The organism is Cryobacterium sp. TMT4-31 (genome assembly GCF_004403385.1).
Taxonomy (GTDB): domain Bacteria; phylum Actinomycetota; class Actinomycetes; order Actinomycetales; family Microbacteriaceae; genus Cryobacterium; species Cryobacterium zongtaii.
Map to the genome: position 1 here is coordinate 1 of NZ_SOGI01000054.1, position 23,778 is coordinate 23,778.

General features: G+C 61.0%; 20 protein-coding genes. 12 read left to right on the forward strand and 8 right to left on the reverse strand.

The annotated features are described in order from the left end of the window. The first annotated feature begins 111 nt into the window (after nucleotides 1-111). A complete protein-coding gene (locus E3T19_RS12170; protein ID WP_134408930.1) occupies nucleotides 112-618 on the forward strand; it encodes a hypothetical protein in 507 nt (168 codons plus the stop codon). A 75-nt stretch (nucleotides 619-693) separates the two neighbouring features. Here E3T19_RS12170 and E3T19_RS12175 read toward each other — a convergent pair whose 3' ends face one another. Further along, complete coding sequence (locus tag E3T19_RS12175) at nucleotides 694-2,094, reverse strand: sugar porter family MFS transporter (protein WP_088455816.1); 1,401 nt, start codon at nucleotides 2,092-2,094, stop codon at nucleotides 694-696. Between the two features lie 432 nt (nucleotides 2,095-2,526). Here E3T19_RS12175 and E3T19_RS12180 point away from each other — a divergent pair, with 432 nt between their 5' ends. From E3T19_RS12180 to E3T19_RS12195, 4 genes are all read left to right on the forward strand, one after another. Then, a complete protein-coding gene (locus E3T19_RS12180; protein ID WP_134408931.1) occupies nucleotides 2,527-4,428 on the forward strand; it encodes an ABC transporter ATP-binding protein in 1,902 nt (633 codons plus the stop codon). A 1,653-nt stretch (nucleotides 4,429-6,081) separates the two neighbouring features. Beyond that, nucleotides 6,082-6,567, forward strand: a complete 486-nt coding sequence (locus E3T19_RS12185) for a dihydrofolate reductase family protein (protein ID WP_198415675.1) — start codon at nucleotides 6,082-6,084, stop codon at nucleotides 6,565-6,567. 229 nt (nucleotides 6,568-6,796) lie between these two features. Continuing rightward, a complete protein-coding gene (locus E3T19_RS12190; RefSeq protein WP_134408932.1) occupies nucleotides 6,797-7,231 on the forward strand; it encodes a hypothetical protein in 435 nt (144 codons plus the stop codon). Nucleotides 7,232-7,657: 426 nt separating this feature from the next. Next, a complete protein-coding gene (locus tag E3T19_RS12195; protein ID WP_134408933.1) occupies nucleotides 7,658-8,032 on the forward strand; it encodes a hypothetical protein in 375 nt (124 codons plus the stop codon). 840 nt (nucleotides 8,033-8,872) lie between these two features. Here E3T19_RS12195 and E3T19_RS12200 read toward each other — a convergent pair. Continuing rightward, on the reverse strand, nucleotides 8,873-9,286 hold the full coding sequence (locus tag E3T19_RS12200) for a hypothetical protein (RefSeq protein ID WP_134408934.1): 414 nt from the start codon (nucleotides 9,284-9,286) through the stop codon (nucleotides 8,873-8,875). Between the two features lie 287 nt (nucleotides 9,287-9,573). Next, the gene (locus E3T19_RS12205; protein WP_134408935.1) at nucleotides 9,574-10,203 is read right to left on the reverse strand and encodes a LysE family translocator; all 630 of its coding nucleotides are present in this window, start codon (nucleotides 10,201-10,203) and stop codon (nucleotides 9,574-9,576) included. A gap of 256 nt (nucleotides 10,204-10,459) precedes the next feature. Here E3T19_RS12205 and E3T19_RS12210 point away from each other — a divergent pair, with 256 nt between their 5' ends. Continuing rightward, complete coding sequence (locus tag E3T19_RS12210) at nucleotides 10,460-10,972, forward strand: GNAT family N-acetyltransferase (protein WP_134408936.1); 513 nt, start codon at nucleotides 10,460-10,462, stop codon at nucleotides 10,970-10,972. A 293-nt stretch (nucleotides 10,973-11,265) separates the two neighbouring features. Here E3T19_RS12210 and E3T19_RS12215 read toward each other — a convergent pair whose 3' ends face one another. Then, on the reverse strand, nucleotides 11,266-12,486 hold the full coding sequence (locus tag E3T19_RS12215; RefSeq protein WP_134408937.1) for an MFS transporter: 1,221 nt from the start codon (nucleotides 12,484-12,486) through the stop codon (nucleotides 11,266-11,268). 61 nt (nucleotides 12,487-12,547) lie between these two features. Between E3T19_RS12215 and E3T19_RS12220 the strand changes: the two genes are divergently transcribed. Next, nucleotides 12,548-13,561: a LacI family DNA-binding transcriptional regulator gene (locus E3T19_RS12220; protein ID WP_134408938.1), complete on the forward strand. Its 1,014-nt coding sequence runs from the start codon at nucleotides 12,548-12,550 to the stop codon at nucleotides 13,559-13,561. A 1,102-nt stretch (nucleotides 13,562-14,663) separates the two neighbouring features. Here the strand turns inward: E3T19_RS12220 and E3T19_RS12225 are convergent. Continuing rightward, entirely contained in the window at nucleotides 14,664-15,119 is a 456-nt protein-coding gene (locus tag E3T19_RS12225) for a hypothetical protein (RefSeq protein ID WP_134408939.1), read from the reverse strand. An 827-nt stretch (nucleotides 15,120-15,946) separates the two neighbouring features. On the opposite strand from E3T19_RS12225, the gene E3T19_RS12230 reads away from it, so the two are divergent. The 3 genes from E3T19_RS12230 (at nucleotide 15,947) to E3T19_RS12240 (ending at nucleotide 17,690) form a co-directional block, all read left to right on the forward strand. After that, nucleotides 15,947-16,348 (forward strand): hypothetical protein, encoded by a 402-nt coding sequence (locus tag E3T19_RS12230; RefSeq protein ID WP_134408940.1) that lies wholly within the window; start codon nucleotides 15,947-15,949, stop codon nucleotides 16,346-16,348. A 145-nt stretch (nucleotides 16,349-16,493) separates the two neighbouring features. Continuing rightward, entirely contained in the window at nucleotides 16,494-17,000 is a 507-nt protein-coding gene (locus tag E3T19_RS12235) for a substrate-binding domain-containing protein (protein ID WP_255578535.1), read from the forward strand. Nucleotides 17,001-17,090: 90 nt separating this feature from the next. Next, complete coding sequence (locus E3T19_RS12240; RefSeq protein ID WP_134408942.1) at nucleotides 17,091-17,690, forward strand: DUF1349 domain-containing protein; 600 nt, start codon at nucleotides 17,091-17,093, stop codon at nucleotides 17,688-17,690. Nucleotides 17,691-19,642: 1,952 nt separating this feature from the next. Here the strand turns inward: E3T19_RS12240 and E3T19_RS12245 are convergent. Further along, entirely contained in the window at nucleotides 19,643-20,143 is a 501-nt protein-coding gene (locus tag E3T19_RS12245) for a hypothetical protein (protein ID WP_134408943.1), read from the reverse strand. Nucleotides 20,144-20,456: 313 nt separating this feature from the next. On the opposite strand from E3T19_RS12245, the gene E3T19_RS12250 reads away from it, so the two are divergent. Beyond that, a complete protein-coding gene (locus E3T19_RS12250) occupies nucleotides 20,457-21,005 on the forward strand; it encodes an RNA polymerase sigma factor (RefSeq protein WP_134408944.1) in 549 nt (182 codons plus the stop codon). 140 nt (nucleotides 21,006-21,145) lie between these two features. Next, nucleotides 21,146-21,769: a hypothetical protein gene (locus E3T19_RS12255; protein WP_134408945.1), complete on the forward strand. Its 624-nt coding sequence runs from the start codon at nucleotides 21,146-21,148 to the stop codon at nucleotides 21,767-21,769. Between the two features lie 273 nt (nucleotides 21,770-22,042). Here the strand turns inward: E3T19_RS12255 and E3T19_RS12260 are convergent, their stop codons facing one another. Continuing rightward, nucleotides 22,043-23,137, reverse strand: coding sequence for a CU044_5270 family protein (locus tag E3T19_RS12260; protein ID WP_134408946.1), 1,095 nt, complete (start codon nucleotides 23,135-23,137; stop codon nucleotides 22,043-22,045). Next, complete coding sequence (locus E3T19_RS12265) at nucleotides 23,100-23,693, reverse strand: RNA polymerase sigma factor (RefSeq protein WP_241980205.1); 594 nt, start codon at nucleotides 23,691-23,693, stop codon at nucleotides 23,100-23,102. Before E3T19_RS12265 ends, E3T19_RS12260 begins: the two co-directional genes overlap by 38 nt. Nucleotides 23,694-23,778 lie beyond the last annotated feature (85 nt).

The window sequence follows — 23,778 nt, forward strand, 5'->3', positions numbered from 1 at the left end:
ATGGCTCCACGAATACAATCACCACAGGCACCACACCGCCATCGGAGGCAAGCCACCGATCACGCGGTTAACTAACCTGCCTGGGCAGTACAGCTAGGGTTCGCATCGGAGATGATCGCACGCGCGATCGCGATCGAGGAGGAGCGGAACAATCGGTGGGACTACATCTATCTCACCGCGCGCCGCGGGTGGGCCACCCCGGGCAACCCGCTGAACCGACCCGGCTGGCACTCCGACGCGTTCGGCAAATCCGACATCAACTACGTCTGGACTGACCGTTTCCCAACCGTGTTCGCCGAGGGGCCATTCGAGCAGATCAGCGACGACCACGTCCGCTCGACCGAACAGTTCGAGGAGCAGGTCCGCAGCAACGACGACATCCGTCTGGTGACCTACGGCGACCGGGTGCTCATGCGCCTGGACTCGTCCGTCATCCACACGGCGCCTGCGATCCCAGCTCCGGGAGACAACCGATCCTTCATCAAGGTGTCGTTCTCGAACGAGCGATGGAACCTGGGCGGCAACAGTCACAACTACCTCTTCGAATACGAGTGGCAGATGTTCGATCGCGCCCCGATCCGCAACGATCCGGCGCGAGCGAACGCGGATGCAGTATGAAGGTCCGCGCCGTGCGTGACCGCACTCTCGCGGGCTCCGCCGACCGCGAATCGTGGCTGACCTGAGTCACCTGATTCACCGGCTCCTCTCCTGAGAAGCGAAGACATTCTGGGTCGGAATACTTTTGGTTTCGATGTCCTCCAGCGTGCGGCCACGAGTTTCGGGAACACGAGTCCGGATGAAGATGACACCAAGAATGCAGATGGCACCGAAGATCGCGAACACCGCGTCCTGGCTCATCAATGCGGTCATGATCGGGAACAAGAGACCGACAGCGAACGATCCGATCCAATTGAAGGACGATGCGATACCAGAGGCCCTGCCGCGAATCGCCATTGGGAAGATCTCTCCAACGATCACCCAGGTGAGTGGGGCCCACGTGAACGAATAGGCGGCCACGTAGATGCTCAAGAACACCACGATCATCATCGGGTTCGCGTCCTCCATCACCGTATTGAGTATCGCGGGCAGAAGGAAGGACACACCCATGATCGTGCCGCCCACGGTCAGCAACAGGCGTCGGTTGAACTTGTCCGCGATCACCAGGAACAGCAAGGAGCCGAGCACGAGGATCACGCCCTGGATGATGGGCCACAGCAGCGCCGAACTTGCCGAATTGCCGGTGGCTTTTTCCACGATCAAAGGGATGTAATAGAAGATCGCGTTGGCACCTTGGAGCTGCTGGAACGCGGCGACACCGACCCCCGCAATGACGAGATACCGGTACTTGCTGTCGAACAACGTTGCCAGTGAGGTGTTGCCTGCCGTCCTCTTCTCGACTTGAGCCGTTTCCTTGATCGATCTGAGCTCGGCATCGACCTCGTCGGGGCGGCGAATGTAGCGAAGCACCGTGGCTGCCTCGTCTTCCTTGCCGACTTTCACCAGAAACCGCGGCGATTCGGGCAACCGCAACACGCCCAAGTACAGAATCACAGCCGGCACCGCGGCCGTCGCCAGCATCACTCGCCACGCCCACGCTTCGGGCAGATCCTTCAGGGAGAAATCCAAGATGTATGAGATCAGCATGCCGGAGACGATCATTGTCTGATTCAGGCCGGACAAGCGTCCACGCAGCCGCGCGGGTGCAAGCTCGGACATGTACGCGGGAACCGATGCGGAGGCCGCGCCGACCGCCAGGCCCAAGAAAATTCTGGCGATGACCAGATAGGTGACGCCATCCGGCGGCGCTAGGCCGCAGAGAATGGATCCGAGCATGAAGACAACCGCTGCGGCGAGAATCATCTTGCGCCGTCCGAATCGATCGGAAAGCTGTCCGGCCAGAGCGCCACCAAAGATGGCGCCGAACATTACGCCAGAGGTTACCCAACCGATGATGGCGGCATCGTCAAGGCCCCAGTCACTTTGCAGGAACGGCAGAGCTCCAGTCATGACTCCGATGTCGTAGCCGAAAAGGATGCCTCCGAACGATCCGAAGAAGTATATGAATTTGCTGTCGATCTTTTTTTCATTGTCCATGATTCACTCCGAGTGAGGAACTGGTTTCAGCCCCTGGTGATCACTAGGAAGGATGGCTGGCCGGGACGGTCGTCTCGGGCCAATGCCGTCGTGCGAATGAGCGCGTCCTCGGCGATGACATGGAGCGCGGCACATTTCGATGTGCTGAGTTATTCTCTATCGCAGCTGTCCGCTCTGACGCATGCCTTCCCGGCTATGGGACTTGGATGCAACACAGGTGGGCTCTCAGACCCAAAGTGAGCGCTAACATCAAGCTGTTTTGTAGCCTAGCTCACAAAATTTCGGCATCGTGACGTTGACCGGCTTGGGTCGAGGCGCTGGTTCTTCACCCGCCGGCTGGTCATCACCCGCAGCGATGGCATCGCCCACCAACACGCAGAGCTCGGGCAAGCCGCCATCTAAGCTGGACTGTTGCCCACGGAAGGAACCTCAATGAGCATGGAAGGCGCGGCCTGGAGCTCGCTGTACAAGATTTCTACCGCCAGGGACGGCAAGCACGGCTTCTCCCGTGAGTCCGTTCGGCGGATCTTGACGTTCGCGGTGCCCTACCGGTCCAAGCTGCTGATCTTCATCACCCTCTCCACCGTGGGAGCTTTCCTCGCGGTCGCGACGCCGGTACTCGCCGGCCAGGTGGTCGACGTCATCGTCGCCCAGGGTGCGGTCAGCACGATCGTTTGGCTCGCCGTCGTCATCGCCCTCGTGGCCGTGGCCGACGCCGCCGTGTCCCTCGTGACGCGCTGGTACTCGGCGCGGATCGGCGAAGGCGTGATCCTCGACCTCCGCACCGCCGTCTTCAACCACGTGCAGAAGATGCCGATCGCGTTCTTCACCCGCACGCGGACGGGCGCCCTCGTGAGCCGCCTCAACAACGATGTGATCGGCGCTCAGCAGGCCTTCAGCGGCACACTGTCCGGCGTGGTCACGAACCTCGTGGCGCTGATCCTCACCCTGATCGTCATGCTCAGCACGTCCTGGCTCGTGACGGTTCTCGCCGTGATCATGCTCCCCATCTTCCTGGTACCCGCGCGCCGCATGGGCAGCCGCCTCGCCGCGCTGCGCCGCGAGGCCGCCGATCACAATTCCGCCATGAGTACGCAGATGACCGAGCGCTTCTCCGCGCCCGGTGCCACCCTCGTCAAGCTGTTCGGCCGGCCCGACGAGGAGGCCGAGGAGTTTCGCGTCCGCGCCGCCCGTGTCCGCGACATCGGGGTCCGGACCGCGATGCTGCAGTTCGTCTTCTTCACCGCACTGATGCTCGTCTCCGCTCTCGCCCTCGCGCTCGTGTATGGGCTCGGCGGCTCCCTCGCACTCGCCGGCCAGCTGAATACCGGTGACGTGGTCACCCTGGCGCTCCTCCTCACCCGCCTCTACGCGCCGCTCACCAGCCTCGCAAACGCACGGGTGGAGATCATGAGCGCGGTGGTCAGCTTCGAGCGCGTCTTCGAGGTGCTGGACCTCGACCCACTCATCAAGGAGAAGCCCGACGCCGTCGCCGTCCCCGAAGGCCAGGTGTCCGTCGAGTTCGACAACGTCCGCTTCGCCTACCCGTCCGCGGACAAGGTGTCCCTCGCCTCTCTCGAGGAGGTTGCCACGCTGGACACCCGCGGCGGCGAGGAGGTGCTGCACGGCGTGTCCTTCAGGATCGAGCCGGGGCAGACCGTTGCCCTCGTTGGTACGTCTGGTGCCGGCAAGTCCACAATTGCGCAGCTCCTCTCGCGCCTGTATGACGTCGACAGCGGCGCCGTGCGCCTCGCGGGGACAGATGTCCGCGATGTCACTTTCGCCTCCATGCGGCACAGCCTGGGCATGGTGACGCAGGACGGCCACCTGTTCCACGAGACCATCCTCTCCAACCTGCGCCTCGCGAGGCCGGAGGCGTCCGACGACGAGGTGTGGGACGCCGTCCGCCGTGCGCGGCTCGAGCCGCTCATCCGGTCCCTGCCGGACCAGCTGGACACCATGGTCGGAGAGCGGGGCTACCGGCTGTCCGGAGGTGAGCGCCAGCGGATGACCATCGCGAGGCTCCTGCTCGCCCAGCCGCGCGTCGTCATCCTCGACGAGGCGACAGCGGCGCTGGACTCGACGTCTGAGGCCGCCGTGCAGGCGGCGCTCAGCGAGGCGCTCGAGGGACGGACGGCGATGGTGATCGCACACCGCCTCTCCACCATCCGCAGCGCGGACCTGATCCTCGTGGTTGAGGACGGCTCGATCGTGGAGCGCGGTACCCACGAGGAACTGCTGGCTATGGGTGGGCGGTACGAGGAATTGCACCGGACCCAGTTCGCCGTGCAGAAGAATGTTGCAGCCGATGAGGAAGCGCTGAGCCGGACCTAGTCGCTGAGCACCCGAGCCATGCACTTGCTTCTTTTGAACCAGCGACCCCCTGAAGGCTACAGCCTTAATTCGGTTGGAGCCGAAATTGTCCGGAAACCCTCGGATTCCCTTGTGTTTACAGGGAACCGGGCGGTTCGCTACCTACGATTGTACTCGGTCAGATTGGGGCCCCTGGATTTGAAAGTGATGGGTAAATGATGGCCATTTGAACCGCTTTTTGGACCTCCGATCGAGGCGCTGAAGCCACCGAGGGGCGGCCTTCACCGCTGTCTACATCCTGGTCGGCAACCGTCTAAGCTGCCGATACGTCGCCTTGACGAGGATTTCCCGTCACCACCGCTATAGCGGGATCATGGAACCAACAGGAGCTAACCGGCCTTGGAGTGTCGATGAGAGAAATCATAAGACTTCTGAGTGTGGACATCGTGTTCACTCTCATAAGCGGAGTTGCACTCCTGATCGTCCCGGTCATGCTGACGTGGTGGGTGATCGCACAGATAGTGAATGCCCAACGCAAGAATGCAGGACTACAGCGATTCGCAGGAAGATGGCACTTTCTCCGCTTCGGCCCTGCGGCTCCGCTACTAAGCCTGAGCGCCTTCATCTGCGGAGCGGTGCCAGTCGTAGTTGACCGGTCCAGCAACGTTTCAAGCTCAATTCTCTTCCCGTGCATCGCCTTGAGCTTCACCGGCTTGATGGCGTTTCTCATGTGCATGCTTCTTTGGTCTTACGCCAGTGACCCTGCAGAATCAGCGGTAGCGGATTAATCGCTCCGATCCACCGGTCGTTGGGTTGCCCGCGATCCGATCAGCGTGCATGGGCATAGGTCACCGCAGATATCGAGAACAGCCCCCAAGAAAGGGAAGTTTGAATGGCCAGGATGTTCAAGTTCAGCGAGGGTGACCGCGTAGATTGCCTCGACTACCATGGCCCACTCGGAGCGGCCGGCACGATTCTCAAACGGTGGGAAGAGAAGGGTTTCCTCGTCTATCGGGTTGCATGGGACGGTGGGAATCCTGACGGCCACGTAGAAATCGAAAGCACTTTGGTGCCCCTCGAATCACCCCAGGAGTAGCCACCGTCTCGATAACTTGTCTCACTGGCGGCATCGTCCAGCGGGCGCAAGCTCAGGTTCGTCCGACACAGCGAGTTGCGCTCGTCCCTCGGGCGGACAGAATGCGCGAGTTGTATCGAGCGAATCTCACGAGCCACCGGTTTGCGAAGGCCACGGAACCAGCCGACGTGGCATCAGCTGCGATCGGACTTGAACCGGCGCCCGGCTGAAGTTCTGGCCTTAATTTGGTCGTTGCCGAATGTCTCCGAAAACCCTCGGATTCCCTTGTGTTTACAGGTAACCAGGCGATTCGCTGTTTCCAATTGTAGGTCATCGTTTTGGGTCAAATAGAGATGAATTATATGAGTAAATGATGACCCCGTCAGCCGACTTGAGCGCTCTCACAAGCCCTCTCAACCTCTCCCCCGGAGGCCGCCGCGAGTGATCGCGCACCGGACGGTGATGGTGATTAGTCGTGCGCTCGGTCGGCGGTCTGGTTCGCATCACGGGCGGCGCAATATACTGGGCGCGATTTCGATCAACGTCACGCTCGACGGCTGCTGCCACCACGAGGCAGGACTCCCCCGGACGAGGAGTCGATGCGCTACTGGACTGCTCAGCTGGAGCGCGCCGATGCCCTGCTCTTCGGCCGGGTGACCTACGAGATGATGGCGTCGGCGTGGCGGAAGCCGGCCACGGGCACGTGGCCTGACTGGGTGGATGAGTGGCAGAAGCCGTTTGCCAAGACCATCGACCGGGCGCAGAAGTACGTCGTGTCGAGCACGATCAGCGGGGTCGATTGGAATGCCGAGCTGATCCAAGGCGACTTGGGGCAAGCGGTTCAGCGGCTCAAGCAGGAGTCAGGCGAGGGCCTGTGGGTCGGTGGCGTCACTCTCCCCCTGGCGCTGGCAAATCTGGGACTGATCGACGAGTGCGAGTTCCTTGTGCAGCCAGTCATTGCCGGACACGGACCGACGCTGCTCGCCGGCCTGCATGAGCACATCCAGCTCGAACTCGTGGACCGCCATGAGTTCCGGTCGGGGGCAGTCGCCGTGCAATACAGGCCCACGCGGCGTCCTGATTGACGCGACGTGTCCCGGCACGAGGCGCCTCCGCGGCCGAGTACCGACCGACCCTGCCGGCCCCACGACCCGCCGAGGTGGCCAACAGCCTCCTCGAAGAGCTCGTCAGCTCGTATCGGCATGCCTGTGTCTACCAAGTAGCCGCCGGAGCCGGCCCCGACAACAGGTTGGGGTCCTCTAACTGATCGCGCCGCAACTACGTGATATTAGTCTCACGCCGAGAGGAGGACCCATGAAGAAGCAGGCAAGCCAGGCCGAAATAGACAAGGAAATCAGGGCACTGCGGGGGCAAGCGGTCCGCCTATGGACCCTCCGCAAGTCACGACTCACCCTGAGTCTGTTACTCCCGATCACCGCAGTCCTTGTGATGTCGGCGGGCGTCTACATCACTGATATGGCCGTCGATATTCTTGCGGGCCCCGGATTGCTCTCTGCTTTTCAGGGGCTCCAGACGGTACAAGGCCTCCTGAAGATCGCCTTCGCCGTCGAGGCGGTGATCATTCTCTCTTGTGGAATCTGGGTCTACATCGAAAGCGTACGGCTTCGGTTCAAGCTCAAGAACATCGGCCTTACGATGCGCAGACTCGACCCGAATGCAGGGCTACTAGCGACCGGGCTGGAAGAGATTTTACGCAGCGAGAACCCTCTCAGCGAGCTCCGCAGCTGACCTCTGCTCGGCCCTAGCACCGGAGCGCAACCACGCACCCACGCACCCACAAGGCTTTCAAAGCGCCAAATATCCGCTGGGCGGTTTCAACCGGACGACGCAACAAGGGCTATTTTTCTCACGCGGGATGAGACGTGCGTGCCTCAGCTTCTGTGCGCGGTCCCCCAGCCAGCCCCTGAACCCACGGCCGCGTTGATTCCGGCAACCACGGATGCGCACCGGGTGATCATCGCTATGAGCAGTCCCACAGCGCCCCCAGAAGGGGGCTGAAGCACGATCCGTCTCCAACACCGTAGGGTCAGGATGCGAGACAAGTCGCCCGCCGCTCGTCGTGTCTCGAGGAGCGTCGGTCACGTCTCGAAACCCATGGGTTTCGATGCACTTAGGTTACGAGACGGCTGTCAGCGGCCTGCTACCTTCATGGGCATGATGGACCCTGTGCAGTGGATTGAACATCGACGTGGCGGCGACGGCGAACTGATCGGATGGATGGCACCCGACGGCGAGGGATTTGTTGTCGTCGATCTATTGGGCCGAGAACGCTCTGATGTTGTGGACTGGCTCACCGCCGAAGAAACGCTTGACGAAATTGGATTGGGGTTTCTCGCCGATCCCTTCGAACTTCGACTTCCTGATGGGCGATGGCTGCAGGTCCGCATCGCCGAACTCTCCCCTGAGGGGATCCGGGTCACGCGCGATGATTGGGGCGCCACTGACGTACAGGATCGCGAATTCGAGCTGCCATTCCCGATGCCAATAGAGCTACGTCCACGAGCCGACTGGCCGTCAATCGCGGAGTGAGCGGCGGTTCCCTGAAGAGTGTGGACTCGCATAGGTCGTTGCGAAGCTCTAGGGCGTCGAACCTTCAACCGCCGCGGCTCCAGGAATGCTCCCACCGTCTCGTATCCGATGGGTTGCGAGGCGCTCAGGTTACGAGACAAACGCTGTTGGGTGGTGGTCCCGTGACAGTCACGATGAAGTTCGGGACCCGGGGCATGCAAGTCTGGCGACGAAATGAGATGCAAGAGCTGCGCTCAACATCAGGGCAGCTCCTCGCGCGGTGTCGCCCGCGGTGAGAGGCGTGGCACTGCGCCTGAGGGAGGCGCGGGAGATCCGGGCCCCGGGCAGCATTACGAATGGTGCGGTAACCAGTCCGGCGGTGTATCGCTTGAGAACAACGGNGCGGACTGGGCCGGAGTTACCAGAATGCGGGAGGATCCCAACCGCGCGGCGATGATCCTTGATGTAGCCGGGAACGTGAACGCTTCCTCCACATCGTGTATCAGCCACGCAATGAAGAGCGATGCTGCGGAGGTTCGTATGCCAACGAGTGTTCTCTTCACGGGGGAATCGTACTGCGCGACATAAGCAACCCGAGGACGAACGATTCTGGCTGCCGAGCCAATCAGCGACGATTCAGACGGTTTCTGGTGCCGCATATCCCATAGGTTTCAACACATTGAAGTTACGCGCCACGTCGCATGTAGATGGATGCTTTGGGTGAGCTGCTTGGCGCCCAGTTCCCCGCTGCGAATAGCCGGTCTGCCAGGCATCCATCCGACTTCCGCCAAGTCATCCGCCCCTGCGTATTCGAGACGTGTCTCGACCTCCTTCTGGTCGGCAAGGGGCGACTGTGGAGCCCTACTTCTTCAGTGCGAGGTTGTCTGCTACCTGGTCCCACTCGTCTGACGACGGAAAGTCTGACTCGGCATTCAACTGAGCTTCACGGCCGCCATCCACAAAAAGGGTAATTGGTAGCGAGGTGGAACAACTTTGCACCCAAGCTTCATCAGAGACGTGGATGGTCAAACAGACTTCTCCATCCACAGGTGATTCGGAAGCGAAGTACCGAGCGCTCTCCTGTTCAAACAAAAGGCGAGAGGAGCCCGGGATCGTGGCTGCAGGGCCGGAAGGGAGCTTGTCCGTCTCGGCCTGGGGTCGATCGAACGCCGTCACGTTGGCGCTCGCCTGGGCGCTACAGCCGGACAATAGTGCGAATGAGGCGGTCGCGATCAGAAAAAAGGCTGTGCGTCTGTTCCAGAGCTGCTTCTCCATGACCTCATCATGGCAGCACGAACACCTGATTGATCCCCAAAAATTCTCCCGGTGCGGCACAAGTCAGGTCGCGCCACTATCCAGGCCCCCGGGTGGCAGAACAGGCGATGCCTAGTCTCGTAACCAATGGGATATGAGGCAGCTAGGTTACGAGACACACACCATGTTGGATCGCTTCGACCAGTGTCGTTTTCCGTGCACGGCTGCACGAATCTTGATACTCGTTTGCACAGCTCGCCGGGGCCGCGGTTTGGTCGAGGCCCAGGAGAAGCGGCCGGCTCGTGGCTTTAGGCGCGGCGCGCAGTGAGCGAATATGCCGCTAGCCCGAATAAGACAGTTCCAGAAAAGCGCTCCATGGTCTTCATTTTGATGCCAGGTAGGAGACGTCGGACTCCGCTGCCGGTTAGAGCCCAGATCAGGTCTGGGAGCGATGCCATTGCGATGAAGATTAATCCGAGGACGCTCATCTGCACCCAGGCTGGGCCGGCACCTTCCTGCACGAACGGTGGCAATAACGAAAGGAAGAACACAGCTGTTTTGGGATTGAGCACCCCGACGAGCAGGCCGCGTTGGAAGGCCTTCGCAGGTTGAACCCTTCCACCGGCGGCCGCGAGGTCCGCGAGCAACGTGTTATTGCGAGAGCGCCATGCTTGAATGCCCAACCAGATCAAATAGGCCGCCCCCACGACCTTGACAACGGTGAAAGCCGTCGCGCTGGCGGCGATAACCGCGGAGATGCCGATGACCGCTGCCAAGACGTGCGCGACGTATCCCAGCTCGACACCCGCGACTCCGCTCAGTCCCGCTCGACGCCCCGAGCTCAGCGTGGTGGTCAGGATGAACGCGACAGAGGGGCCAGGCGCCAGGACTAAGGGTAGGCAGGCTGCCATGAAAAGGAGAAAAGTGCTCGTTTGCATTAGGTGCTCTCCATCCGTCAGGTGGGGCGAGGCTATCAGCACAGTGGGTCGGCAGTGTTTCGGGCCGCAGCCCCGACGTTGCAGTCGCCAGAGGGGGGGTGCCGGCCGTCTCAGTACTCATGGGTTTTGAAGCACTCAGGTTACGAGACGCTCCTGCGGGTGAGACCCAACGTGAGGCCGCACAGGCACTTAGTCGAAGCGCGATAGAATTACCCAGTACCGAATCCTCCGCCCCGCCAGGTGGAGGTTTTTTAGTATGACCACTTCTCAGCCAGGCCCTGCCACCGTGTCTCTGGCGCACGAGGGCGATCGGCCCACTCTCGAACGACTTTGGACCATGTTCCGGCACGAAATGTCCGCCCACTCCGGAGTGCTCCCGAACAATGACGGCCGCTTTCGACAAGAGCGGCTCGATGCCGCCCTCAGCAATCCGGAATGGGCCGGCTTCGTCCTCAGGCTGGGTGGCGCGCCTATCGGCCTGGCTATCGTGCGCGGCACCGAATCCACGGAAAGGACTCTGAGCAGCTTCTTCCTCGTCCACGGCGCGCGCAGAGCTGGTCACGGGCGAACTGCCGTGCGGGCAATTGTCAGTCAGTATCCCGGGCGATGGGCCGTCGCGTTTCAGGACGTGAACTTTCCTGCCGCCGCATTCTGGCGGGCTATCGCTTCCGAGTTAGATGAGGGATGGACGCTGGATCATCAGGACGTACCAGGCCGGCCCGGCTTCGCACCCGATTCGTGGGCCCGGTTCCGCGTACGCAACATGTAGACGGGCACTCATATGTCGCTCGGCAGAACCCGACCTTCATGAGACCGAAGTCCACGGGGCCCTACGTGTCGCGTAACACATGGGTTAAGCGACGAGTAGGTTTCGAGACACTTACCGTTAAAGTCCAGATGCTTCATGCATTCGTGAAAACAGGACTTTTGGATCTGGCCGACGCCGCAGCGGGGGAACTCCTAGTTAGCGTGGAATGCACCGAGCGAGGGATAGCGGAGACGGCCACGCGTTTCGACGCGTCGCCACTGCGGGAGGCTTCACTGCGAGCCCGCCCCTCTGGCCTAGTTCCTGAGCCGCACTCTGAGTTTCTTCCGACGGGCGTACCCGGACAGGTGGAGCAGGGGTAAGGACAGGGCTGACAGGACGACGCCGAGTGCGGCGACTGCGACCATAGCGCCGCGCAAACCCGTCGCTTGTGACCAAACGCCGACGTAGACCGGTCCGAGGAGAAATCCGATGTAGGAAACCGTGGTCACAATGGCGGTGGCTCTGCCGCGATACGCCTCATCCACCCCCCGGGACACGAGGCTGAGCATCGTTGGGTACAGTGCCGCTGTGCCGGCCGCGGCCACGATCAGCCCGAGGATGGCGATCGGAACGGTCGGGGACGCAGCGAGGATCAGCGCACCGGTGGCCGCTGCAAGGGATCCCAAAATCACTATGGGTCTCTCGTTGCCCTGTTGGATGCGCCCCAGGGCAAACCGAGTGACGGCGACGACACCGGCGAAGACGGCTGGCCCGACGGCGCTGAACCCGGGGCCGGCGCTGAGTTGGTTCTCGAGGAAGACCGCACCCCAGCTCTGGTGGGCGTTCTCACTCGCGAACGCGAGCGCGCCCAACACGCCGACAAGCAAGAGCGGCGTGTTGCGCAGGCGTAGGCCGCGGCCGGAATTAGGTCCAGGCGCCCACGCGGCTTTGCGAGTCGGGTTAGCGGCGCCTTGAATTGAGAGAGAGCGCAGAACGCTCGCGCTGGCTACAAGTGACAAGACAGCCACGACCAGGAAGGGGGTGAATACTGGTGCGCCGATCCAAGAGGAGAGTCCTGTCGCGATACTTGCCAGAACGACGAAGCTCGAGAACACACCTCCGGAACGGATGATGATTGCGCTCCCCGATGCTTGCTCTGCACGGCCGGCGATCGAGTTCATGGCGACATCGGTGGCCCCACTAGCCAAGCCAACCACGGCGAGCCCAACACAGAGGGCAACGAACCCGTGTGCGGTCAGCGACACACCGAACCCGGCCAAACCGAGGGCGACGATCGCCGCCACCGCGAAGCGGAGCCCCCACTTGTCCAACGCCCGCCCGGTGACCAACATGGCAGGCAGGGCCCCGGCACCAATGAAAAGAAGAGCGAGGCCCAATTGGCCGTCGTCGACATCCGCTTGCATCCGAAGGCGAGGGACGCTCGCTCCCCACGCACCCCAGAAAGAGCCGAAGGAAGCGGCAGCGAGATACGCGGAGAACACAAGTTTGCGCACGGGTAACGTTTCGGAAGGCATATGTGTGACGTTACACAGTTACAATGGGGTTATGCAATCACTCCCGCAGCGTCGCCCCACAATGAGCCAGGTTGCCGCGCGAGCCGGAGTGTCGGTGATGACGGTTTCCTACACGTACAACCGCGCCGACAGAGTCTCGGCCGAGAGCCGGGACAAGGTGCTGCAGGCTGCCGCCGAGTTGGGTTACGCGGGCCCTGATCCTGCGGCACGGTCCCTGCGCTACGGCAGTACCCGCACACTTGGAGTCATCCTGGGCGAGCACCTCACCTACGCGTTCGACAACCCTCAGGCCGTCACATTCCTGGCCGGCATCGCAGAGGTCTGTGCGGATCGAGGATACGGAATGCTGATCGTGCCCACTGCCGGAGGCGCCGAAGACAGTCTCCGAGTCAGCGAGGCCGCCGTTGATGCATTCATAATCTGGACAACGACCGACGACGACCCCGTGCTCGACGCAGTTTCAGGAAGCGGTCGACCTGCGGTCATCCATGGTGGGCCTGCCCGCGCGGGCTTCAAGCTCGTGAGCATCGACAACCGAGCGGCCGCCTTTGCAATGGGCATGAAGACCTTCGCCGGTGCCCACCGCCCCGCAATCCTCAGCTTTCCCCTGGATTCCTCGCGAAAGACAGTGCTCGCTGCGGGCATCGACCCCGACGCCGTGCGGTTCCCCGTGACCAGGCAGCGCCTCCTCGGGTACAGGGATGCAATTGAGGCGCTGGGGCTTGACTGGAACGACGTGATTGTAGGCGCCGCGGCAACCAACAACGAGGGCGAAGCCCGCTCCCTCGCCGAGCGAATGTTCGCCCTAGAGCACCCTGTCGATGCAATCGCGGCGATGAGCGATGACCTGGCACTCGGCGTCCTGGGCGCTGCGACAAGCGCACAGCTCGCTGTCCCCGAGACTCTCTCTGTAAGCGGATGGGACGATTCACGAGCGGCCGCTCTCCACCAGCTGAGCTCGGTTGCCCAAAACCTGAGAGCCCAAGGGACGCTGGCGGCCAGGCTGGCTCTCGGTGAGGAACCCGAACCAGCCCCAGATGACTGGTCAGTAGTCGTCCGAGCGTCAACTGGGTAGCCAGCGACTCAACGGACCGAGCACGGCCATACCCTGATCAGACGGATGGGCGTCAACCGTGAGCCGTTTTTGCGATCTGACGACCTCTCGTAACCCGTTGGTTGTGAACCGTCTTAGGAGTTGAAGACTGGGGCAATGGACGGTGCTTTTGGTCCCAGTGCTAGCAACTACTCTTTCAGCGGCAGCGTGTCCCCACTGTCTGCAAGATACTGGGTCGCACCCCTTTGCTTTGACCAGCCGAATCGATAGGAGCCTTGTGTCATTCATCGTTCAGACCGGCAGGGTAGTCGACCCGGGGCCTATTCAGGATGACGACGGGTTCCTTTACGGTGGGTGACCATTGTGTCTGGCACGGAGAGTCTCGCCGAGTTCGAGGGAGAAATCTCTTATCGGGTACTAGTAATGGGCGACCACACAACTGTTGTTGGCAGGTTGACCGAATCGGGCGACCAGCCGATTCTGGTCTTCGCGGGTCGGTATACCGCAGTGGCTGACGCGGATGGGAAGGTGACCCACCAGGTCGACGCGAGCCATGTAGGTCTCTCGTTGAGTGACCCGGCGTTCGAAAGTACGGGGTCGAGCGCCGCTCCGCCTTGGTATTGAGCTGCTCGGTTCGATGACTCGAAAAGCATGGGATTTGAGGCAGTTAGGTTACGAGACAGCTCTCGTTCTGGCTACATGCGATCGAGTGGATGAGCGCGCCACCCCCATCTACGTGAAGCCTGCGCCCATTATGCTTGATTGTCTCACTAGCTCGGGGCGACCGCCCAAAGCGGTCCGTCGCCACAACGGTCCGGGACGTCAGCGGTCGAGACGTCCCGACTCGTTTCGCCGCCACCAACATCGATTGTGTCGCCCATGTGGTATGTGACCCCGTTCAGGACTCAGAACTCTCCGTCCCCAGAGATTTCGTCTTCCGGGAAGACAGGGATCGTGCCGTTTCGAGCCGAACACATCTATTATCGAAGTGCAGGACGCACGATAGCGCAGCCGCGTTCCCCGCGCCCGAACTCGCATCGTAGGTCACAGCGCCATCATCCAGGTTCGGGAGTCGCGTGCAGCCGGCAAGGGCCAAGACAATGCAGAGCAGCTGTCGCTTTCGCTACGTCTGTTGCGTCTGTCGGCTCCGCAACTCAGCCACCAGTCGAACCAATTCCACGATCCGGTCGCGGCTCGAAAAGTTGAAGATCCCCCATCCTGATTGGTTTGGCACGATCGGAAGCTGGAGGTCGCCTTCTGGTGTGCTTACCTGTATATCGATTCTCGGAATCGACCGGACACCCAATGCGAACTCTCCTTTTTCCACTGACGTCACGTTTTGCCACGGAATTTGCACGAGCAGCTTCAATGGTCGATGTCCCGAATAGACTTCTAAGCCGCGATCGTTAGCGACAATCGCGAGAATAGATGCCTTTTCCGATCTAGGCGCACCGAGCTGCAGCAGCGCTTCCCAAAGGCCTGTTCCATGCCTCTTGTCGACGTTGAGCACGAGACTGTTGGGTTGTACTTCCGAGAGCTCGCGCACTCTTCGATTAAGGCGCGTGCCGTAGAGGATCATCCCCAAAAAGATCAAGAGGGCGAGTCCCGCGATAATCGCAACGGAATAGACGAACGCAATCGCGTTCTGCGACTCATCTAGCTTGTCGGCGCGATCGACAATCGTAAGAATTCGGCCAGCTATGAAGATTGAAAACAGTACGACGAAGACGAAGAACGAGTTTCTTAGTCCTTTACCCGGGGACGATGGCTTACTGATTGTGGCTCCCCTTTCTTACTAGACCGTGAGGATGGAGGGCCAGTGCGGCTTAGCCCACGAAACTCGAACTTAGGGAGCCCGCCAGGAAACCATAGCGTTCGCACTGCTCGCCGCCCAAGCGGTCGCCCGAGACGCCCCTTTTCATGCGCCCAGCGATCCTCCCGCGCGACCTAACGACCAACCTCCGCTTCATTTCAACAGCGCGCTGCGAAGAAGACTCGCGTTCTAAACCGATTTCGTGAGCGACGGCGCGCTACAGGGGTGTCGAAGTCTTCTACATTCACGGGTACAGGAATGCCTCCGCATTTCCCCAGGCCGCGGGACAGCCGCATAACAAGTTCTCTTGTCTCGAAACCCTACGGAAGCGGGACAGGTCCAGATATGAGACAAGGCACCTGCCGCTCGTCGCGTGAGCAGGCGAACTTCGACGTCTCGTAACCCATGGGATATGACGCACTTAGGTTACGCGACCCTCAGACCGCGCTCATTCGTGGGCATTCATGATTGCCAAATGCGGTCTCAACGCGGGTGCATTGCGCCGAGGGGGCGACTACTGCTGTGGGAGGCTGACTCCCATGGAGACCATAAGTCAGCGACAGACAACTAGGTGCGATCCCGGGGCAGTGCTATTGACGATGGTGCTCGGCGTTTGCTTCGGTCTCGTCTCAAGCGTGGTCTGGGCTGTTGTCGGTCATGTCATCAACGCCAATGCCAACCCCGGCCTGGCAGCTCCTTTCATTGGTCTGGAACTGTATCTCGCCGTAGTCGGTGGCTTGTTGTTGAGTTCGGTCGCCGTCGTTGGTGCCGCTGTCGCGCTGGCCATTGCGGACCATCACCTGAAGTCGTCCCGCTTAGTACAGGGAGGCATCGCCGGTGTGGGAGCGGCATTGGCAGGGCTCGGACTGCTCGTCTACCTCGGTCCAACGATCATTCTGGACGGCGGTGGGGCTGCGGGCATACTCGTCTTCGTCGCCGCTGCCTCGTGTGGGCTGATGTGCATTCGAGCGAGCGCGCACAAAGTCGTCAACTAGCCCTCGTCAACGCTCTAGGACGTCTCGCAACCCATGCGATATGAGGCAGTGAGGATATGAGACAGTTATCGATCGGTTTCTCGACCGGGGTACGCCGAGTCAGCCGGGAGCGGAGGAATTAATAGGGCGCGTCGCGGCCGAGCACCTGTGTGAGCTTGGCCATCAACGAGTGCTGCATCTGCCGGGACCACCCGGGGCTCTCTCCGCTGGGCATCGACAGGACGCGTTTGTCGCGCGAGCCAGTGCACTGGGCATGGTTGTCGAGATCGGCCAAGCCGGCGACTGGACGTCCGCATCCGGATTTGATCTTGCTCGCACCATCCGCCCGGACGCGTACAGCGCAGTCTTCGTCGCCAATGACGCGATGGCGATCGGTTTGATGCACGGCCTACGCGGCCGCTCGATCGGTGTGCCCAGCCAGCTTGCTGTGCTGGGAGTGGATGATTTGCCCGAAGCCCGGCACTTCGATCCGCAGCTGAGTTCCATCCGACACGGCCTGGCCGCGGAAGGGCAACTCGCTGCGCAAACCTTAATCTCGGCGATTCAGGGCAGTCCTGAGCCCGACCCATCACATTACCTGCGTGTCCACGTCGTTGGCCGTGTCTCGACCGGTTCCTCCGGTGCCGACCCTCGAGAAACCCGTTATCGATAACAGCTCCTAAAGTCCGCCGACGAGTATTGGATTTCCTTTACGCTATCGACGGCGCTGTGTACGGCGCCCATGATGGGGAGAAGGAATTCGATGAAGGTAGCTGTGCCGGGGGTTCCTCCGCTCGCATGGGTCAACGGCCAGGGAGTTGCCGAAACGCCAACAACCGGTGTCCTCGTCGTCACCGCTGCCGCAGGCGCTGACTGGACCAACGACGCCTTCGGTGGACCCCAACAACACGCAGCGTCCTTGCTCGGATTCGTCCCACCGGGAGACTTTTCCTTCTCAGTTCGCGCTCGGGTCCTGACCGAACGAACAACTTTCGACGCTGCAGTCCTGGCGATCTGGGGCGACAGCGACCATTGGGCAAAGCTGTGCTTCGAATACTCACCCCAGGGCCAAGCAATGGTCGTGTCCGTGGTGACAAACGAATACTCGGATGACTGCAACTCAGCAGTTGTCTCCGCGGACTCGGTCTACCTCCGCGTTGTTCGCTCCGGGTCGGGTTGGGCCTTCCACTCTTCCGCCGACGGTCACAAGTGGGTTTTCGTGCGCGTCTTCCGCCTCGCCTACGAGGGCCCTGTGCATGTGGGCTTTCTCGCGCAGGCCCCCATGGGAGACCAGTGCGTCACCGAGTTCAAGAACATCACCTACAGCACCAATGTGCCGGCAGATTTTCGAGACGGGAGCTAATTCCGCAGGTCACCAGACCGCTAGAGAGACACCGCAGTGCAGGCGTCTCCAAACGTTGCCAAGCGACGCACAACGATACGTCGCCACGTGCGCTAGTCGAGCGCCGACATCGTCCCTGATGTCTCGAAACTTATGGGATACGAGACACGTGAGTTACGAGACATCGTGATCTGAACGGGCGTTGCCACCAAGGCTCGCGGTCGACGGCGTTACGGCGCGGTGGCTGGTCAGACCGTGTGCGTTCCTGAAAGAGCTAATCCATATACTTTTCAACCACCGAGCTCGATGGCGGGACGCGGGACTCGATGAGGCCAAGAGCAGCCGCGAACTGTGCGTCTTTGGCCGCTCCGGTGGCGATCAGGCCGGATGTTTGCGGGCATATTGGCAGCGCGAAATCGCGACCGTTTACCCGAACCCAGAGGATTATCGCTCGATCGGTTAGGTAGGCGAAGGTCACGCTCCCGAACTCCCAGGAGGTGGCACATGACCACGAGATACGGACGACGCACTCCACTCGGCCATGCCGCCACCGCCAGAGTTCGAACTTAGGCCCAATGTCCACGAACACAAGGAATGCGCCGGATCGTGACCAGCCCGACGCGAGCCTGATGCCTTTGAGAGATTGGACTGCCATTACCAATTCGGGCGACGATGAGGTCACCACTGGCTCGTACCCCGCTTTGCGAAGCGCCCTGGCGAGCATACGGGCGGGGCGATTCAAATACCAGAAATACAAGCCCACAGCGAGGAACGCACTCAATGCGAAAATTAGAGATGCGGGAAGTGTGGCCCAGAGCTGGGCGGGTGTCTTTCCGATAAATCGTGCTGACAGGCCGGGGAGGACCACCGCTGCACTGATCCCGACGAAGCTCAAATACACTAGCCAATTTATGCGCGTAGGCCGCGGGAGCCGGTCCTTCTCGCTCAACAGGTCCCCACCGATCTTGGGCACATGAGTCTCACCGCGCCTCTCTGCTCACTGGTCAATCTACGGCACTGCTTGTAGGGGCGATCGCCTCCTATCCCTTGGGATAGGAGGCGACTCACGGGGCCACCTGGTTGGCCCCAGGGGTGACCCCGGTCCCGTATGCCATGGCGTGTGAGGCACTTCGGTTACGAGACTTTTCATCGCGACAAGGTCGTACCCGCCGGAAGGATCGTTTGAGGCCCTCTTTGCCGAGACGGCAAAGTCTGCGAAGACCGCGCCGCGATGCCGCCTCTGGACCAATACGATCTCTTCATGGTGACATCACGGCGAGGGAATCAGTTCCGACCGGATTGGCGAACCGAACACGCACTTCACACAGGCCTGCAACCACTAGAACCCCTACCCGCGCTCCTCATGCTGTTTTCTCGAGCACTTCTGCTCTGGATACTTATCCCGCTCGGATTCACCGTTTGGGTGCTCGGGTCGCCGTGGTTTCTGCTCAAACATGTCTCGCTTGGACAATCCCTGGGTTGGCTCGATCTGAATCTCTGCGTTGCGCTCCAGCGCGGCCCACTACGACCGTTCATCGCGAAGCCAAGAGTCAAATGGATCCCCGGAAGCAAGATGCACCAAACAGAACACCGAATACGGATGCTCGACCTCTGGTGAACCGACCGCTGGCCCGTCGCACACCGGCAGGGTCACCAGGATGGCGCACGAATCGCGTTGCACCGGATTCCAAATCAGCTCAGGTTCGCTAGCGCGGGGCATGTCGATTCCCATGCACAGTGTGTGGAGCCTGCGGAAGCGGTCGTAGAGCAAACACGACGGTGATTCTGTCTCGGAACCCTACCGATGCGAGACAGGTCCAGATGCGAGACAAGTCAGCTGCCGCTTGTTGCGTGAGCAGGCGAGCTTTGACGTCTCGTAACCCATACGTTTCGAGGCAGTGTTGTTGCGAGAGTGCCGCAGCGTGACGGGAGAAGCTCCCGTGTCTGTCCGATTGGCCAGCGCCATAGTGCTGCTACTCAGGGGTATCGAAGTCCTTTACATTCACAAGAACAAGGAAGGTTTCGGCATCTGGGCTGCACTCATCGAAACCCGTGAGCTGTGCCGGGTCCGAGAACTTTTCGAACTCCTCACGAGCAACGAGGTACCCCCTGCTTCCGGTCAGTTTCTCGCCAATATAGACAGTTCCATTCGCATCACCGACAGAAGTCTGGTCGGGCAGCAGCTGGAATCCGAGCGGCCAGATTATGGGGTACACCACACCCCCTGATAGTTCTAATGCAACGCAACCATCAGCTGTTGCGACCGTACCAGCGATGTCCCGATGCTCGTACTCTCCAGGGATCCTGCCAGTGATGATCCGCGGACCGCTGCCCGTTGTTTCACCGCTGTCGGTGACGGTAGGGGATTCAATACCGGTCGGATCGACACAACCCGGAAGGAAAAACGTCGGCACCAACAGCGACGCGGCTCCCCAACGCCTAAACGTCTTGGTGCCACGACCTACGCTGCGCATGGGGCTGAACCTAGCAGTACCTCGATGGGAGATTGTCAAGCATCTCAAAATGCCAGCCACGGCGGCATCTTGGAAATCAGACGCACGACGTCGGGCACGGCATCCTGCTGTCTTATAACCGTACCGATGCGAGACAGGTCCAGATGCGAGACAAGTCAGCTGCCGCTTGTTGCGTGAGCAGGCGAGCTTTGACGTCTCGTAACCCATGCATTTTGAAACACTTGGGTTTCGAGGCACTTAGCGCTTCTGACCTTTTAGCGTTGGCGTCGGATTTGGTTGGAACCAAATCCGGTGGTGCCGGACACTTCTAAGTATGAGCACCAGTGATTCAGTTGAGTGGGACCTAGCTCTCGCCGGACGCGGCGAGGCGTTTGGCCGCGTGTATGACCGACATCACGACCGCGTACTCCGTCACAGCCGGCGTCTGGTGATGAATTTTGTTGACGCAGAGGACGTTGTTTCTCTTGCGTTTCTGGAAGTCTGGCGGAAACGAGATTCTGTTCGTTTCGTTAACGGATCGCTTTTGCCCTGGCTGCTCGTCGTCGCAAACTATTCCGCGAAAAATCTGTCTCGTAGCGCCCGCCGCCATGAAGCACTCCTCCGCCGGCTACCACCCATCCAAGACGCCCCTGCTGCTGTGGACGAGCTCAGCGACATCGAACTGGCTCTGTCCCGGCTACCCGTTGCTGCACGTCAAGTCATCACTCTCTGTGTGCTCGAGGGATTCAAAGTAAGCGAAGCGGCGATCGTGCTCAACGTCCCGGACGGCACAGTCGAATCCCGGCTCTCCCGAGCAAAGAGAAGGTTGGCTCAAGAATTTCTAACCGGACCGGTCCCAGCAACCGCGGAAAGGACATCATGACCAACCACTCCTCGTCTCAAGCTCGACAAGAGGCATTTCGCACCCTGCTTATCTCACAAGTTGAAACTGATGCGCTCACCGGCGCCCCCCAAAAGACCTCGTCCAAGTGGCTCCCCGCAACCCTGGTGACAGTTGGAATCGTGATCATCGGCAGCCTCGCACTCGGGAACCTCAATGGTCAAGAGAGCGACACGCCCCTGGCAACGGCCGGCCCTGTCGCAGTCAACCCGCCGGACGCTTCCGGCGACGAGACCGTCGCTAGCGACCCAGCAGAGCTTGCCGCCGGCGCACAGCTCGTGGTTGTGGGAACGGTCATTGGAGTAGAGGAGACGCAGGCTCCTGCCGAGGTGCCACAGCCCTATGGCGTGGTGAAGACGTTCACACTCGTCCTCTCCACAGACCAGACGATACAAGGCATTGCGGAGCCGGGACCGGACGGTTTTTTGCGTATAGTCATCCCGTCTTTCGCCACCAGCACTGGCGGACTATCGGTCGACGAATACCTCCAGCGCATCCCTCTAGGCAGCGAGGTAGCTGGCTACCTGGAACGGGGTTGGCCCGCCAGCGGGGGGATGGTGAATACAAACCCTGAGTACGCAGCAGCCGACCAGGTCCCGCTATACATTCCGACCACCAGCCAAAGCCTGGCGGTGCAGGTTCACGAAGACTCCACCGTGTTCTGGCCGCTCACAGGAACATGGAAGGAGGGATCAATTCGTGACGCGTTGCCGGGAGGCACCGTCGTCCCTCTGGCTGGCGATTGAATCAATGGGCGCGACGCGCTCAGCTCTCCCTGGCACCGTTGACGCGCCGCGAGAGCGTCATAACGCATGGGTTTTGAAGCACTTGGGTTTCGAGACGCATCGCTCCAAGCCGCTGCACACGTGCGCTCTAGTTCTTCAGGGGCGCAATCGTGGTCTGCTCGTCGGAAGAAGACTCCGCCAGCTTTCGTTTGACCAGGGCGGTTAGATCGACGGAGGAGCCCAGCCGGAGGTCGACACCGGCTGGGTCGGGCGTTGAGGACTGATTGCGGGAGATCATCCCGGCAGGCCCATGTGTCCGTAAACGTTGCCACCCGCGGGGGCTTCGTCCACCACTGTGGTGGTCACAGCCGTCCATCCCACTATCGCTCCCACTGGGAGCGGATAATCGCCGCCGAGCGCCACGACGGTCGTTCGTTCCCCGATCATTTCCCCGGTTTCGGGATCGATGATCATGTCGAGTCTGGTCTTCTGACCCGATTCCTGCCGACCAATGGCAATTCCTGTGCGTCCGTTGAGCGTCGCGACTCCCTCAGTGATCATGACGCCGGGGATCATGGCTGCGGCTTCGTAAAGTGCTCCGCGGAGGTCTGCTGGAATTCCGCCACCGCGGAGGGTGTCTGAAATCCAGACGAGCGCTTCACCGTCAGGTGAGGGGCCCTGGCCCAACGTAATGCGGTAGATGTTGTTGAGGAGCTGGTACGGGTCACGAGGCAGCGCAGCAAGCATCTCGACGTCAGAGCTGGGGCTGCCATAGAAGGCGCCGCCCGCGGCTCGCACGTTCTCCTGGTAGTCAGGGCTGCCGCGTTTTGCCAAACTCTGCTCCCACTCCGACTGCATCGCGGCCTCGGACTCAGGCCCGAAGGCTTGATACGGCTTCCTCATACCCCGCATCCAGACCCAATCGTCATTGAGATTGGCCGGGATATAGAGCTGGTCCTCGGTGATCGTGAGGAAGAAAATTTCGCGGCCGTTCTTGCCGGCGGGGCCCAGTCCGTTGTAGACCGCGCTCGTGTCCACCCGGAGATACTGACCTGGCTTGAGCACAGGGTCTGCTGTGGCGATAGTTAGCGCCGACGCTTCGTTAAGCACGGCTGCCGCCGCGGGATCGGCGCCGCCGCGCCAGCCGGCGAGCCCGACCATGTCGCTCATAATCAGGCCAGTCACGAGCGTGGCCGCCACAGCCGTGCAGGCAGCCGAATATCCAACTCGGCGCAGAACGGGCATGCGCCTGGCGACGGACGGGCGGGATGCCGGACGGCGGGATTCCTCAATGTGCGCCAGCAATGCCGCGCGACCGGAGTCGAGTGCTTGCCGACTCGGCTTGGGTGGGTCAGTACGAGCGCTGCGGAGCAGTGTCAGTTCGTCCATGAAAGGTCTCCTTATCGGTAGCAATGTCGAGAGCGGAGCGAAGCAGTCGACGCGCCCGGTTGAGCCGGGAACGCACGGTGCCGAGAGGAATTTCTAAGGCATCCGCGACGCCTTGGTAGTCGAGATCTCCCCAGGCGTAGAGCAGCAAAGTGTCTCGGTCACCCACCGTCAACCGCCGCAGCGCACTTTCGATCCGTTTAGCGGATCGCGCCGCGTCCATCCGTGCGCCAGCAAGCTCGATCGCGTCAGGCACAACGTCAGCCGCGATTCCTGCGACCATGCCTCTCCACGCGACTGCCTCCCGCCGGGCATGCTGCTTCAGCAGCGTTGTGGCGATGCCCAGCAGCCACGGAAGAGCGCTGGTCGCAGATGCGTCGAACCCTCGCCGCTTGTCGAAGGCGACCAGGAAGGTTTCGGACAAGATATCGTCCGCGACCTCCGCGCCGATCCGGCGAGCCGCGTATCGGTGGATCGTCCCCGCATGCCGGTCGTACAGCGCCGCGAATTCTTCCGGGCTGCCGATCGATCTCTCGATCACCTCGTTGTCTGTGCTCACACTAGGTATTGCTCATTCACCGATAAATAGTTCACGATTCGACCATAGAAGCTGAGGACCGGCCCGCCGCGCAGACCTGAGCTTC